At 49.8% G+C, this 15018-nt stretch carries 15 protein-coding genes; all 15 read left to right on the forward strand.

Annotation, left to right across the window (positions count from 1 at the left end):
* The first annotated feature begins 75 nt into the window (after positions 1 to 75).
* The 15 genes from DN748_RS07930 to DN748_RS08000 all read left to right on the forward strand — a co-directional run bounded on the left by DN748_RS07930 (position 76) and on the right by DN748_RS08000 (position 15008).
* Entirely contained in the window at positions 76 to 1560 is a 1485-nt protein-coding gene (locus tag DN748_RS07930; RefSeq protein ID WP_112371252.1) for a DUF5687 family protein, read from the forward strand.
* A 21-nt stretch (positions 1561 to 1581) separates the two neighbouring features.
* Complete coding sequence (locus DN748_RS07935; RefSeq protein WP_112371253.1) at positions 1582 to 2316, forward strand: ABC transporter ATP-binding protein; 735 nt, start codon at positions 1582 to 1584, stop codon at positions 2314 to 2316.
* A 69-nt stretch (positions 2317 to 2385) separates the two neighbouring features.
* Positions 2386 to 4953 carry a type IX secretion system periplasmic lipoprotein PorW/SprE gene (gene porW, locus DN748_RS07940; protein ID WP_236636814.1) on the forward strand — a complete coding sequence of 856 codons (2568 nt, stop codon included), beginning with the start codon at positions 2386 to 2388 and terminating at the stop codon, positions 4951 to 4953.
* Positions 4954 to 4964: 11 nt separating this feature from the next.
* Positions 4965 to 5384 (forward strand): bactofilin family protein, encoded by a 420-nt coding sequence (locus DN748_RS07945; RefSeq protein ID WP_112371254.1) that lies wholly within the window; start codon positions 4965 to 4967, stop codon positions 5382 to 5384.
* A gap of 25 nt (positions 5385 to 5409) precedes the next feature.
* Positions 5410 to 5799 carry a hypothetical protein gene (locus DN748_RS07950; protein WP_112371255.1) on the forward strand — a complete coding sequence of 130 codons (390 nt, stop codon included), beginning with the start codon at positions 5410 to 5412 and terminating at the stop codon, positions 5797 to 5799.
* A 101-nt stretch (positions 5800 to 5900) separates the two neighbouring features.
* Positions 5901 to 6974, forward strand: coding sequence for a F0F1 ATP synthase subunit A (gene atpB / locus DN748_RS07955; RefSeq protein ID WP_112371256.1), 1074 nt, complete (start codon positions 5901 to 5903; stop codon positions 6972 to 6974).
* A gap of 51 nt (positions 6975 to 7025) precedes the next feature.
* Entirely contained in the window at positions 7026 to 7226 is a 201-nt protein-coding gene (gene atpE / locus DN748_RS07960; protein ID WP_112371257.1) for an ATP synthase F0 subunit C, read from the forward strand.
* An 85-nt stretch (positions 7227 to 7311) separates the two neighbouring features.
* The gene (locus tag DN748_RS07965; protein WP_112371258.1) at positions 7312 to 7806 is read left to right on the forward strand and encodes a F0F1 ATP synthase subunit B; all 495 of its coding nucleotides are present in this window, start codon (positions 7312 to 7314) and stop codon (positions 7804 to 7806) included.
* A gap of 7 nt (positions 7807 to 7813) precedes the next feature.
* On the forward strand, positions 7814 to 8350 hold the full coding sequence (atpH, locus tag DN748_RS07970; protein WP_112371259.1) for an ATP synthase F1 subunit delta: 537 nt from the start codon (positions 7814 to 7816) through the stop codon (positions 8348 to 8350).
* Between the two features lie 89 nt (positions 8351 to 8439).
* The gene (atpA, locus tag DN748_RS07975; protein WP_112371260.1) at positions 8440 to 10017 is read left to right on the forward strand and encodes a F0F1 ATP synthase subunit alpha; all 1578 of its coding nucleotides are present in this window, start codon (positions 8440 to 8442) and stop codon (positions 10015 to 10017) included.
* A 62-nt stretch (positions 10018 to 10079) separates the two neighbouring features.
* Positions 10080 to 10940: an ATP synthase F1 subunit gamma gene (gene atpG / locus DN748_RS07980; RefSeq protein WP_112371261.1), complete on the forward strand. Its 861-nt coding sequence runs from the start codon at positions 10080 to 10082 to the stop codon at positions 10938 to 10940.
* 359 nt (positions 10941 to 11299) lie between these two features.
* The gene (locus tag DN748_RS07985; RefSeq protein WP_112371262.1) at positions 11300 to 11779 is read left to right on the forward strand and encodes a hypothetical protein; all 480 of its coding nucleotides are present in this window, start codon (positions 11300 to 11302) and stop codon (positions 11777 to 11779) included.
* A gap of 93 nt (positions 11780 to 11872) precedes the next feature.
* Positions 11873 to 13348 carry an oligosaccharide flippase family protein gene (locus DN748_RS07990; protein WP_112371263.1) on the forward strand — a complete coding sequence of 492 codons (1476 nt, stop codon included), beginning with the start codon at positions 11873 to 11875 and terminating at the stop codon, positions 13346 to 13348.
* 75 nt (positions 13349 to 13423) lie between these two features.
* On the forward strand, positions 13424 to 13858 hold the full coding sequence (gene dut / locus DN748_RS07995) for a dUTP diphosphatase (RefSeq protein ID WP_112371264.1): 435 nt from the start codon (positions 13424 to 13426) through the stop codon (positions 13856 to 13858).
* Between the two features lie 139 nt (positions 13859 to 13997).
* The gene (locus DN748_RS08000; protein ID WP_112371265.1) at positions 13998 to 15008 is read left to right on the forward strand and encodes a sugar nucleotidyltransferase; all 1011 of its coding nucleotides are present in this window, start codon (positions 13998 to 14000) and stop codon (positions 15006 to 15008) included.
* Positions 15009 to 15018: the final 10 nt, after the last annotated feature.

The raw sequence follows: 15018 nt of genomic DNA on the forward strand, positions 1-15018 counted from the left end.
ACTCCGCTGCGCTGCGTTCTGAATGACAGGATTGTCCGGAACAACCAAACTAAGAACTAAGAACTAACAAACTAAATGATTAAAGACCTTATCAGGCTACAATGGAAATCCTTTTTCCGATCGGCAAGTTTCGGTAAAGACCTGGCGCTGCGTCTTATAATGGGGTTTGTGGCTGCGTATTTTACGGTGTCTTTCCTGTTCCTCGGCATAGTCCTGTATCCCCTGGTAGGAGAACTGTTCCCGGGGCAGGACCGGTTGTCGGTGGTCAACGGAATGGTCTTACAGGTTATGGGGGCAGACCTGCTGGTGCGTTTCTTCCTGCGTACCGTGCCGACGGTAAGCGTAAAACCCATGTTGATATTGCCCCTGAAAAGGCAGAAACTGATCCATTATGTGCTGCTGAAAAGCCTTTTCTCGGTTTTTAACCTGTTTCCCCTGCTTATCGCTCTGCCGTTTTCGGTATATGTAGTTGTAAAGGGGCATTACGGTCTGCATACCATGATGATCTGGAGCGGAAGTATTGTGGCGTTGGTACTTGCGGTGAACTATGCGGATTTTTTTCTCAAACAGCGGTTTTCGTCCGGTATTGCGGCGATATTGCCCTATGTGGCACTGGCACTGGGGATCGTGGTACTGGAATATACGGGGGTTTTTGATGCGGGAAAGGCTTTCGGGCGGTTTCTCCGAAGCCTGCCTGCCACGCCTGTTTTCCTGGCAGGGCTGTTCCTGTTGCCGGTATTGCTGTACCTGCTCAATTATCACATGCTCAGAAAAACATTTTACCTGGACAGGAGTATCGGCTTTCGCGAAGCCGGCGGAAGCATGGCCGATATGGGCTGGGTGAGACGGTTCGGGGACATGGCCCCTTTCCTGCAGCTCGACCTCAAACTCATATGGCGCAACAAACGGCCGAGGACCACGGTGTGGCTGTCCCTGATCTTCCTGGCTTACGGACTGGTCTTTTATACCAACCCGGCCTTCGGGAGCATGTCGGCCTGGTATGTTTTCGTAGGGGTATTTACCTCGGGGGCCTTCATGATCAATTTCGGGCAGTTTGTACCCTCCTGGGACAGTCCTTATTACAGTGTGATAATGGCACAGCCGGTTTCCCTGTACAGATACCTGTTCTCAAAATACCTGCTCATGACCTTTAGCGTAGTGGTGTTGTGCCTGCTGAGCCTGCCCTATGGCTATTTCGGCCGGGACATCGTGCTGCTCAATATAGCCTGTGCTTTTTACAATATAGGAGTGAATATCCCTGTGCTGCTCTTTGCCGGGGCGTATAACAAGAAGCGCATTGACCTGGATAAGAGTGTTTTTATGAATTACCAGGGAGCAGGTGCCGCACAATTTATTCTTATATTGCCCCTGATCGTCATCCCCGTATTGTTGTTGTGGCTGTTTACTGCGCTGGTATCTTCCGAAGTGGCCGTATATGTCATTGCTTCTCTCGGGCTTGCGGGGATCATGGCGAGAAAAGTTATCCTCAAATACCTGGTCCGTCTTTATGTGGGACGCAAATATATTGCGCTTGACGGTTTCAGGGAAAAGGAAAGTTAAACCGTTCTAAACTGTAGATGCATGATAGCGATACACCAGCTGACCAAAAAATATAAGGCCGTTCCGGTACTGGATATCGGTGAACTTTACATTCCTTCGGGCGAGAGTGTGGGCCTGGTGGGAAATAACGGTGCCGGGAAGACCACCTTGTTCAGCCTGCTGCTCGACCTGGTGAAACCAACCTCCGGATATGTGGTAAATCACGGGGTGGTGGTCCATAAGAGCGAAGCCTGGAAACCCCTGACCTCGGCCTTTATCGACGAGAGTTTCCTGATAGGCTATCTCACGCCTGAAGAATATTTCTATTTTACCGGGGAACTGAGAGGGTGGAACCGGGCCGATACGGATACGTTTCTCGGAAAGTACAAGGCCTTTTTCAACGGGGAGATCCTGGGCCGTAAAAAATACCTGAGAGACCTTTCCAAGGGAAACCAGAAAAAGGTGGGGATTGTAGCTGCGTTTATCGGCAACCCTAAAGTGGTGATCCTCGACGAGCCCTTTGCCAATCTGGACCCGTCTACCCAGATCCGTCTTAAAGACCTTATCAGGGGCATGGCAGAAGACCCGGAAGTGACCGTCCTGGTCTCCAGTCATGACCTGCTTCATGTGACCGATGTATGCCGGCGTATTGTTCTCCTGGACAGGGGATCGGTGGTCAGGGACCTGCAGACCACTCCCGAGACCCTGAGGGAGCTGGAACATTTTTTTTCCGGCGCGCCGGTGGTTCGGGATTATGGGGATAACGAACTCATTTAAACCGGGTAATGTTCTTTTTAATCGAAAAAGAAATGTATTTTTACCCGTGCAAATTACAGCTTGTTGCCGGTGAAATCCTTTGTTAACATATCCTGTACCGTTTTTGTTGTGGGCATATTGCCTTTGTGTATGCTTATGGGGTGCTCGACACAGAAAGATGCTTTTCTGAACAGGAATTTTCACGCGCTTACGGCCAGGTACAACATCCTGCACAACGGTACTGAAGCCCTGAAGGAAGGCAGGGAGGGGCTTGTTACCGGTTACACCGATGACTTCTGGGAAATATTACCCGTAGAACGTATGGAGGTGGTGGAAGAGCAATCGCTCGGAGGAGGAGCCGGAAACCCGAATTTTGAGAGGGCCGAAGAGAAGGCGGCCAAAGCCGTACAGAAACACGGGATGAATATCCGGGGGAGGGAACGCAATCCGCAGATGGACGAAGCCTACCTGCTGTTGGGGATTTCCAGGTATTACGACCAGCGCTTTATCCCGGCCATGGAAGCTTTTAACTATTTGCTGGACCGGTATCCCGACAGTAAGCGGTATGCCGAAACCAGGATATGGCGTGAAAAAACGAACATACGTCTTGAAAGTGAAGAGCTCGCTATTGAAAACCTCAAGGACCTGTTGTATCACCTCGAGCTTAAAGACCAGGATTATGCCGATGCCAGTGCAGCCATGGCGCAGGCCTATATCAATCTCGGGCATCGGGACAGCGCGGTACAGCGGCTTAAAATCGCGACCGGACTTACCCGGAAACAGGAGGAAAAAGGAAGATATCAGTTCATTACCGGCCAGTTATACGACATGGCCGGAGCCAGAGACAGTGCCAATATCGCCTACGACAAGGTAATCGCCCTGAACCGCAGGGTACCCCGGTCGTATCATATTCACGCCATACTCCGCAAAATGAGAAATACCCCTGCAGAAACGGAGGAGGAAGCTGTGGCCCGGAGGGAAATTCTGGAGAAGATGGAAAAAAACAGGGAGAATCGTCCCTACCTGGATGTGGTATATCACTATATCGCAGATTTCCATGCCGGGAATGACTCGCTTTTACTGGCGGAAGCATATCTCAACAGGTCGCTCGGGGCCAATACAGGCGACCGGAAGTTAAGGGCTACCTGCTACGAGCAGCTGGCGGAGATGAATTTCGACAGGCATAATTATAAGGATGCGGGGGCCTATTACGACAGTACACTGACACAGCTTACAAACGATCTGCGAAAAATCAGGGCGATTACCCGTAAAAGGGAGAACCTCGAAGATGTGATCAGGTATGAGGATATCGTACAGGTAAACGACAGCATACTGTACCTGGCCGGTCTGCCGGAAGCGGAGAGGGTAGCTTATTTCGAGACGTATATTGAAGGCCTGAAGGCCGAGGAAGAAAAAAAGAGGGAAGCGGGAGAAGAAGCCGGGGATACCGGTTTTTTTGACCCGTTTGACGAAACGGCAAACCGGGTACGGGGAAACGAAGGGGGGAAGTTTTATTTTTACAATACGATAGCCCTGGGGCAGGGAGAAACCGCCTTTCGGCGTATATGGGGCAACAGGGAACTGGCAGACAACTGGAGATGGTCGCGCCGGCAGGTATCGCAGAAGGAAGAAGTCGCGGCGCACAGTGAAACGCAGCTCATGGTAACCCCCGAGCAGCGCTACGATACCGGTTTTTATCTCGACCGGATCCCGACTGAGCCACGTGTACTGGACAGTCTGAAAAAAGACCGGGATTTTGCCAACTATCAGCTGGGGCTCATATACAAGGAAAAGTTTAAGGAATACCCGCTCGCCGCCGGAAAGCTCGAACGCGTACTGGAAAGTACTCCCGAGGAAAAACTGGTATTGCCGTCGAAATATCACCTGTACCGCCTGTACGAGTTGCTCGGCGATGCCCGTGTGGGCAGGATGCGGGAAGACATCACAAAAAACCATGCAGGATCGCGGTATGCGGAGATCCTCAATAATCCCGAAGCCGTACTGGCCGGGGAAAGTGATGATCCCGAGACGTATTTTACCGCGTTGCACCGGAAATTCGAAGACCAGCAGTACGAGACCGTATTGCAGGATACGGAAAAATATATCAGGGCACACAGCGGGGAAGAGATCATCCCCAGAATGGAAATGCTCAGGGCTGCGTGCCTGGGAAGGCTGTACGGCGTGGAGCGTTTCAGGGGAGCACTCAGCACCATTGCGCTGGATTACCCCAACGAGGAGATCGGGGAGGAAGCCCGGAAAAAACTGGAAGAGACCGCCGCACTGGAAAAAGATACCCCCGGAGAAGAGACAGGCCGGTGGAAACTGATATTCCCGCTGGAAAGGAACAAGTATGTCGAGATCCGCGAACTCGCGGAAACCATCGATTTTTTTTCGCTGAAATATCCGTACTACCAGAACCTCACGATCTCACGTGATGTTTATGACCAGGATACGGTGTTGCTGGTGATACACGGGCTCAGAAACCGCAAGGATGCCCTGGTATACGAGCAGCTTATCGATACCGACGACCAGTGTAAGGTGGAGGTGCCACATTTTCTCGTGCTGAGCCCTGACTACCGGACCATACAGGTGCACAAAAAGCTGGATAATTTTACAAAAGATAAAATATCCGGTAATACAGAAACGTTTAATAATTAAAATACCCCGGAATGTTTTCAGAAACCAAAAGAGGAAAGGTCATTACCGAAACCTTTCCGCAGGCTAACCGAATTGAAAAAGACACCAGTATTACCGGTGATATTGTCTCTGCCACGGATATACGTATCGATGGCAGGGTAGAAGGCAATATAAAGTCTTCCGGACGGATAGTGATCGGTAAGGACGGCATTATCAACGGCAAGATAGAGTGTGTCAATGCCGATATCGAAGGCCGTTTTACGGGTGAGCTCAACGTTGCCGAACAGCTTTCGCTGAAAACGTCGGCCTTTATCCAGGGCGAGGTGGTGGCGGGGAAGCTGTCGGTAGAACCCGGGGCCACGTTTAATGCCAGCTGTACGATGAAAGGAGGCGACGTCAAATTGCTGGAAGAAGAAAAATCCGGGCAGGGGAAATCCGGGAAAACAGCCTGATACGGCCTGGGTATAATCGCTATTGATGAAAAGACTTTTTTTCGCCTTTTTCAAGACGCTCCTTGCTTTTACCGCAGTGTTGTTCGGGGTTCAATATGCCGTGATGAACTACGGTGCCGCATCCGGAAATTTCCATATTTCTCCCTTTGCCATTTACGGCTTTCATTTTCTGAGCACCCTCCTGATCTATGCTCTCCTGCTGTATGTAAGCCGGACCGCCCGTGACCGCACCGGGCATGCCTTTATGGCCGGGAGTGTGGTGAGAATGCTGGCATCGGTGGTGTTCCTGTGGCCGCTGATGGAGAAAGACGCAGATCCTGTTGCGGATATACTGGCTTTTTTTATTCCCTATTTTGTTTTTTTAACGATAGAAGTGTTTTATGTGGTAAAACTCCTTCAGGAGGATGAGAAGTAAAAAAACGACAAAAAATCTTTAGTTGTAAACAGTAAATTGTTAATTAAATTTTTACCTTTGCGCCAAAATTTCGAGACCTGGTATTTTTTACAAAAAGAGATATGGCGTTAGCACGAAAATCAATTACAAATCTGGTTCTTTTAGCTTTTTTGATCGTCTCATCAGCGTTTGCTCAGGAGCATCATGACAATGGTGCGGAAGCAGGGGAAGAGGCTTTTGACCCCACCGGGCTTATCATGCATCACATCAGTGATTCCCATGAATTCCATATTTTCGGAGACATATCCCTGAGTTTGCCGGTGATCCTGTGGACAGAAAACGGGCTGGTGACTTTTATGTCGGGGGAATTTCATCACGACGAAACCGGAAAGGTGGTCGTGGAACGCAACGGGATGAAGTTTGTCCGCTATCACGATGAAATATATTACGCCGGTGAAAACGGAGGGGTGGAATACGATGATGAACACCACCCCGTAAACAGCAGGCCGCTTAATTTTTCCATAACCAAGAATGTTTTTACGCTTTTCCTGGCCTCGGCAATTATGCTGCTGGTGTTTATTCCCGTAGCCGGATCGTATAAGAGAAACAAGGGGGCGCCCAAGGGGCTTGCCGGATTTATGGAGCCTTTGATCCTCTTTGTGCGCAACGACATAGCGATACCCAATATCGGAAAGAAAAAATACGAGAAGTACATGCCCTATTTACTGACCGTATTTTTTTTGATCTGGTTCGGTAACCTTTTCGGGCTTATACCGTTCTTCCCTTTCACCGGAACCCTGACCAACGACATACTGTTTACGGGAGTACTTGCCGTATTCACTTTCCTGATCACTACCTTCAGCGGAAACAAACATTACTGGGGGCATATTTTTGCCACTCCGGGAGTGCCGAAGCCCCTGTTGCTGATCATGATCCCTGTTGAGGTGCTCGGTATGTTTACGAAGCCCTTTGCCCTTATGGTACGTTTGTTTGCAAACATTACCGCGGGGCATATTGTCATCCTTAGCCTTTTCTCCCTGATCTTTATATTCAAGACGGCTGCAGTAGCTCCGGTGTCTATCGCATTTGCCCTGTTCATGTTCGTACTGGAACTCCTGGTAGCGGCATTACAGGCCTATGTATTTACACTGTTGTCTGCACTGTTCATAGGGCAGGCCGTGGAAGACCATCATTAGGAAAAGGATAAAAAACGAGTTTTATTTACTAACTATTATAAATTTTTAACTATGGTTTTAGCTGGAATAGGAGCCGGATTGGCCGCGATCGCTGCGGGAATAGGTATCGGTAAAATCGGTGGTTCTGCCATGGATGCTATCGCACGTCAACCAGAAGCAGCTTCTAAAATTCAGACAGCTATGATTATTGCTGCGGCACTTATCGAAGGTGTTGCCCTGTTTGCAGTGGTTGTAGCCCTGATGAAAGGTTAATTAAAGGAAAACACACTCCGTAACGGTTGGTTGCGGGGTGGTTTTTTGATTGTTTGTAAAGAAAAGACATTAAATATCCGATAAAATGAACATTACGCATCCTGAAAGTTTGATATTTTGGACGGTTTTAGTTTTTGTCATCCTGCTTGTGCTGCTTAAAAAGTATGCATGGGGGCCTATTCTGGGTGCCGTAAAAGACAGGGAGACCTCTATAAATGACGCCCTTGCCGCTGCAGAGGAAGCCCGTAAGGAAATGCAGAACCTCAAGGCGGATAATGAGCGTATTCTCAAGGAAGCGCGTGCCGAAAGGGATGCACTGCTCAAAGAAGCCCGTGAAATAAAAGAGCAGATCATTGCCGATGCGAAAGGGGAGGCCCAGGAGCAGGGCAACAAGATCATAGCCCAGGCCAAATCGACCATAGAAAGTGAGAAGAAGGCAGCCCTGGCAGAATTGAAAAACCAGGTAGCCGGTCTTTCCCTGGAAATTGCGGAAAAAGTGGTGAAACAGGAGTTCTCCGACAAGGACAAGCAGTTGGAACTGGTAGAAAACATGCTCGGTGAAGCGGGTACCTTAAACTAAGACAAGGATGGCAGGATCGAGAGCAGCGATACGATATGCAAAGGCAGCCCTGGCCCTGGCCGGGGAACAGGATGCCGTAAAGGCCGTATACGGGGATATGGACCTGGTAAAAAACACGGTGTCTGCGAACCGTGATTTACAACTGATGCTGAAAAGCCCCGTAGTTAAGGCAGAGGTGAAGAAAGCGGTATTGGATGAGATATTTGCCGGCCTACATAAAATAACCGGAGACCTGATAAGGGTACTGGTGGTCAATAACCGGGTAGACCTCCTGGCTGGTGTAGCCGGGCAGTACATGGCGCTGTATGACGAACATCACGGGAAACAGCAGGCTGTAGTGACCACTGCGGTACCGCTCACAGACAGGCTTAAGGCCGGGGTGCTGCAGAAAGTGAAAGAACTTACAGGTAAGGAAGCCACCCTCAAAAACGTGATAGACGAGAGTATTATCGGGGGATTTGTACTGCGTATAGGTGACCTGCAGTACAATGCCAGCCTGGCACGCAGATTTTCCGATCTGAAACGAAAAATATCCTATAATTAATCAAGTATAAGTACAATTAAAAATGAGGCCGGAAAGCGGGCCTGCCGAAAAGGCGGAAATGTTCCCGGTCACTAAATACCAAAATAAAGATGGCAGAAGTTAATCCGGCTGAAGTATCAGCAATATTAAAAAAGCAGTTATCAGGGTTTGAGGCAGGAGCTTCCCTGGATGAAGTGGGAACCGTCCTGCAGGTAGGCGACGGTATTGCAAGGATTTACGGACTCTCCAATGCCCAGTACGGGGAATTGGTAGAGTTTGAAAGTGGTCTTGAAGGTATCGTACTTAACCTTGAGGAAGACAATGTAGGTGTGGTATTGCTGGGGCCTTCCAAGGAAATTAGGGAAGGGTCTGTCGCAAAACGTACCCGGCGTATCGCCTCCATCAAGGTAGGTGAAGGCATCGTGGGGCGTGTAGTGGATACTTTGGGGAATCCGATAGACGGGAAAGGAAACATAGAGGGAGACCTCTTTGAAATGCCTCTCGAGCGCAAGGCTCCCGGGGTGATTTTCCGCCAGCCGGTAAACGAACCGCTGCAAACGGGTATCAAGGCAGTAGATGCCATGATACCGGTGGGTAGAGGACAGCGTGAGCTCGTTATCGGTGACCGCCAGACCGGGAAAACCACGGTTTGTATCGATACCATCCTCAATCAGAAAGAATTTTACGACGCGGGAGAGCCCGTATATTGTATATATGTTGCCGTAGGACAAAAAGCTTCTACGGTAGCGGCTATTGCCAAGACCCTTGAAGACAAGGGAGCCCTGGCGTATACTACCATCGTAGCGGCAAATGCTTCCGACCCTGCGCCCATGCAGGTATATGCTCCTTTTGCCGGGGCAGCTATCGGAGAGTATTTCCGCGACACCGGAAGACCTGCGCTCATCGTTTATGACGATCTGTCGAAGCAGGCTGTAGCCTACCGTGAGGTATCGCTGCTGCTCCGTCGCCCGCCCGGGCGTGAGGCTTACCCCGGAGACGTCTTCTTCCTGCACTCCAGGCTGCTGGAGCGTGCGGCCAAGGTTATCGCAGACGATGATATCGCGAAGAACATGAACGATCTTCCGGAGGCGTTAAAACCGGTGGTTAAGGGAGGCGGGTCTCTTACGGCTCTGCCTATTATCGAAACTCAGGCAGGAGACGTATCGGCCTATATCCCGACCAACGTGATCTCTATTACCGACGGACAGATATTCCTGGAATCCGACCTCTTCAACTCGGGGGTAAGACCGGCGATCAACGTGGGTATTTCCGTATCGCGTGTAGGGGGGTCGGCACAGATCAAGTCCATGAAGAAAGTAGCGGGTACGCTGAAACTCGACCAGGCGCAGTTCCGCGAGCTCGAAGCCTTTGCCAAATTCGGTTCCGACCTGGATGCCGCCACGTTGAACGTCATCGAGAAAGGTAAGCGCAACGTGGAGATCCTGAAACAGGCACAGAACGATCCTTATACCGTGGAAGACCAGGTAGCGATCATTTATGCCGGGTCTAAAAACCTGTTGAGAAATGTACCCGTAAACAAGGTGAAGGAGTTTGAAAAGGAATACCTCGAATTCCTGAATGCAAAACACAGGAATGTACTCGACCTCTTAAAGCAGGGAAAACTGACCGATGAAGTTACCGATACACTGACGTCAGTAGCGAAAGAGCTGTCCGGAAAGTATAATTAGTTAGTTCAGAATTCAGCGTCATAAACTCTGAACTCCGAACTCTGAACTCATAACTAAAAAAAATGGCAAACTTAAAAGAAATACGCGGAAGAATAGCCTCGGTATCCTCTACCATGCAGATCACCAGTGCCATGAAAATGGTGTCTGCTGCAAAGCTTAAAAAAGCCCAGGATGCCATTACGGCCATGCGCCCTTATGCGGAAAAGCTTACCGAGCTTCTCCAGGGGCTCAGTGCGACGCTTGAGGGAGATTCCGGCAGTGTTTATGCAGAACAGAGAGAGGTGCGGAAAGTCCTTGCGGTAGTGGTCACTTCCAATCGCGGACTGTGTGGTGCCTTTAACAGTAACGTGATCAAGGAATCCAGGCAACTGGCCGCTGCTGCCTACAGGGAAAAGCAGGTGGATTTTGTTACCGTGGGAAAAAAGGGAGATGATGTTCTCGGAAAGCTGCATAATGTTATCGGGAACTACAATCATATTTTTGACGACCTCACTTTTGACGGGGTCGCCCTTATTGCCGACAGGCTGATGGAATTGTACAGGGAAGGTACGTATGATAAAATAGTGCTGGTGTACAACCACTTCAAGAATGCAGGGAACCAGGTCGTGAGAACAGAACAGTTCCTGCCGATTACCCCTGTGGAAGGTGACGTGGAACTGGCTACCGACTATATTTTCGAGCCGTCCAGAGAGGAGATTGTGGAGACGCTTATTCCCAAATCCCTGAAAACACAGCTTTACAAGGCCATAAGAGATTCTTTTGCTTCCGAGCACGGAGCCCGAATGACTGCCATGCACAAGGCGACAGATAACGCCACCGAACTCAGGAACCAGCTCAGGCTTACCTATAACAAGGCCAGGCAGGCCGCGATTACCAATGAGATCCTCGAGATCGTCGGCGGAGCGGAAGCCCTGAACAACTAAGCTGACAACAACGGGGAATACCCTGTTCTGTTGAAAAAATATCGTTATAATCAAAGGACTGTCTGAAAAGGCAGTCCTTTTTGTTGGGGTAAACCATCATCCAGCTGACGCTCGTTTGCGACGAGAGTCTTCCAAATATTACTGAAACCGCGATCAATTCTGAAAAGACTATCTTTACAGGAGCCGGAGTCGGATTGTCATTCAGAGCGAAGCGAACCTGCCGGCCGGCAGGCGGGGAATCTCCAACCAAGATCAAAGAATGTTCAATAGCATCACCGAAGGCCCGGACAGGGACTGCGCTCGGGATGACATTTTTTGACTGCAACTAACAACTAAGAACTACAAACTAATAAACTAAAATGAAAAAGATATTTTTTATTCTGCTCTTTTTGTCGGGGGTGTTTTTAGTACAGTGCGGCCGGTCCGGGTACGTGTTATCGTCTCCTCCCGAAGGGGTGGCAGACATGGAAACGGTAGCGGAACACTACACTGCCGGCCGTGGTGAAGGGATACGTGTATTTGTTCCGGCCGGTGTGCCGGACACCGATACCGGGATTTCGCTCGACAGTATATATTACCGGGGGCGGCGGGCAGCGCTGAGAAAGACGGAAAAAGACAGTTATGCGGTTTATATTGCAGATTTCCCCGCCACGGCCAGGCCGGACAGGGTTGTCCATTCCGATCCGCGTAAGGAATCCGGGAACCGGCCGTCTTCCGTATCTTCAGGTATTCCGTTCGACCTTGAAGACAACGAGGCGGTGGTCCGCTACACGGAAAAGGGAAAGGTGAGGTATTTCAGGATTTCCCGGGTACGGCTTGTCGAACCCGGAAGTCACTGATACTCCCCGGTTTCCGGAGGATGTTTCAGGCTTGCACACGGTTAGGCAAAGTCGTTAGTTTTCTATACTTTTACCCTGTAAATCTGTAAACCCTTGGGTGCGCTTCAGAAACTTTTCAAACATACGTTTATTTACGGGTTGGCTACGGTATTGCCCAGGATGCTCAGTTTTATCCTGGTGCCCCTGTACACGCAGTTATTGCCCGATGAGAAGGAATACGGGGAGGTCAGTATTGTCTTTACCTGGATACTGATCTTTAATGTGATCCTGGCCTATGGTATGGAAACGGCCTTTTTCCGCTTCTATAACCAGGAAAGTGACAAGAGAAAAGTAGAAAGTACTTCCACCATTTCCATCCTGATTTCCACGATATTGTTTCTTCTTGTCGCCCTGTCGTTTAGTGACCGGCTGGCGCATTGGGCAGACATAGGCACGGAGTATATTGTCTATACGATCTGGATACTGGCCCTGGATGCGTTTGTGATTATCCCTTTTGCAAGGCTCAGGGCGCTCCAGAAACCGCTGGTATATACTTATATAAAACTGGGGAATGTAGCGGTAAACCTCGGGCTCAATGTGTTTTTCCTGGTTGTGCTTCCCCGGCTGGCCGGTCAGGATGCCCCGGGGGGGCTGTGGTCGCGGATATATGTCGAAGACTTCCAGATCGCCTATATATTTATCTCGAACCTGGTCGCCAGCGGACTTACGTTGCTCGCACTGCTGCCTGCCTATTTCAGGATCAGCTGGCATTTCGACGGCGAACTGTGGCGACGGATGATGCGTTATGCCTGGCCGGTACTTATTGCGGGGATGGCCTATACCGTGAATGAAGCCCTGGACAAGATACTGCTCGACCAGCTGCTGCCGGAATCCATCGCCCGGGGAGAAGTAGGGATCTATTCGGCCTGTTATAAACTGGCGGTTTTCATGACGCTTTACGCCACGGCCTTCCGCCTGGGCGTAGAACCTTTCTTTTTCAGTTATGCCAAAGAAAGGAACGCCCCGGAAACCTATGCCCTGATCACGCAGTACTTTGTGATCTTCGGGGCGTGTATCCTTCTGGGTGTTATTGTGTTTATCGATATCCTCAAGGTTTTTATTCTCCGTAAACCCGTCTATTACGAGGGGCTGGATATCGTTCCCCTGATCATACTGGCCAATCTGTGCCTCGGCATATACCATAATCTCTCGGTCTGGTATAAAGTGACCGACCGCACCCGTTTCGGGGCTTATATCTCCGTTTTCGGGGCCCTGCTTACCCTGGTGCTGAACATGGTCCTTATCCCGGTAATCAGCTACCGGGGGTCGGCCATTGCCACCCTTGTGGCCTATGCGGGCATGATGGTACTTTCCTATATGCTGGGACAAAAGTATTACCCCATACCCTATAATCTCGGGAAAATCCTGTCCTATCTTTTGGTCTCTGTCGGTTTTTCCCTGTTGTCCTTTTATGTTTTTCCGGGTAATTTTTTAATAGGATCGGGGCTACTTTTCGTATTTTTAGCGATGGTTTTTTACCTGGAAAGACAGCAGTTAAAAAAAGTATTCTTCTCCTCCCGTAAACACTGAGGCCCGGGAAGAGCAACGATACGCAGGAAGAATTTGCACCTCCTGGTACGGAAATTGTTAAAAACACATAAAAAAATGACTGTAAAAATAATTAATAACTCCAAACATTCGTTACCCCATTATGAAACCGAAGCTTCTGCCGGTATGGACCTGAGAGCAAATCTCGAAACACCGGTAAGGCTGAAACCCCTGCAGAGGGCACTGATCCCTACGGGACTTTTCCTGGAACTTCCTGCAGGGTATGAGGCCCAGGTACGGCCGCGAAGCGGGCTGGCGCTGAAAAAGGGAATTACCGTACTCAATGCCCCCGGAACGATAGATGCCGATTACAGGGGTGAGGTCAGGGTTATCCTGGTAAACCTGTCGGATGCCGATTTTGTGATAGAAGACGGCGAGCGTATAGCCCAGCTTGTCATCGCCCGGCACGAAAGAGCGGAGTGGGAAGTGGCGGAAGAACTTTCCGGTACAGACCGGGGGACAGGCGGTTTCGGCAGCACAGGCGTGAAATAAAAGCATGCCGGGCCTGTAGGTCCGGATTTATAAACAGGAACGAACGAAAATGATAATAATACCGGGAAGGTTGCATTGCGAAGGCATATGAAAAGCTTTCGTGAATTTCTGCTTTTCCGGCTTGAAAACACAACACACAATGAAAATAATTGTACCGATGGCAGGCCGAGGCTCCCGGCTCCGCCCACACACCCTTACTGTTCCGAAACCCCTGATCCCCATCGCGGGAAAACCTATTGTTCAACGGCTGGTGGAAGATATTGCAGGGGTGTTAAAGCAGGATATCGAAGAAGTGGCTTTTATTATTAAAGACGATTTCGGAAAGGACATCGAGGAAAAGCTGCTTTCCATTGCCGGCAATCTCGGGGCAAAGGGAACCATCTGCTACCAGGACAAACCGCTGGGTACGGGACACGCCATTATGTGTGCGGCAGATTCCCTCTCCGGTCCCTGTGTCATCGCTTATGCAGACACCCTGTTCAAAGCCGATTTCACCCTCGACGAAAGTGCCGATAGTGTGATCTGGGTAAAGCAGGTCGCCAATCCCGAAGCTTACGGTGTGGTGGAACTGGACGGAGACCGGATTTCGGGCCTGGTGGAAAAACCCGAAGTATTTGTTTCCGACCTTGCGGTGATAGGGATCTACTATTTTAAGGATGGTGCCGTATTACGTGAAGAATTGCAGAAGGTTATAGACAACAATATTGTACATGGCGGAGAATACCAGATCAACGACGGTATAAAAGGAATGATGCGGAAAGGCATGAAATTTGTACCCGGGAAAGTCGGGGAGTGGATGGACTGCGGGAACAAGGAGGTTACCGTAGAGACCAATACCCGTATGCTGGGCTTTTTGCATGAAGAAGGGCATGAATTGCTGGTGTCGGATTCCGTATCACTGGAAAATTCCGAGATCATACCGCCCTGCTACATAGGAGAAAATGTAGTGCTGAAAAATGCAAAGATAGGCCCTTTTGTGTCGTTGGGGGAAGGCTGCGTGATAGAGAATGCAGAGATAAGGAACAGCCTGGTCCAGACCAGTGCTACGCTGCGGAATGTGAAGCTGGACAATGCCATGATCGGCAATCATGCCAGGTTCGACGGTACTTTTACCAGTGTGAGCATCGGAGATTACTCCGTTCTCGAATAAAGTACGGTCC

Source organism: Sinomicrobium soli (assembly GCF_003285545.1).
Lineage (GTDB): Bacteria > Bacteroidota > Bacteroidia > Flavobacteriales > Flavobacteriaceae > Sinomicrobium.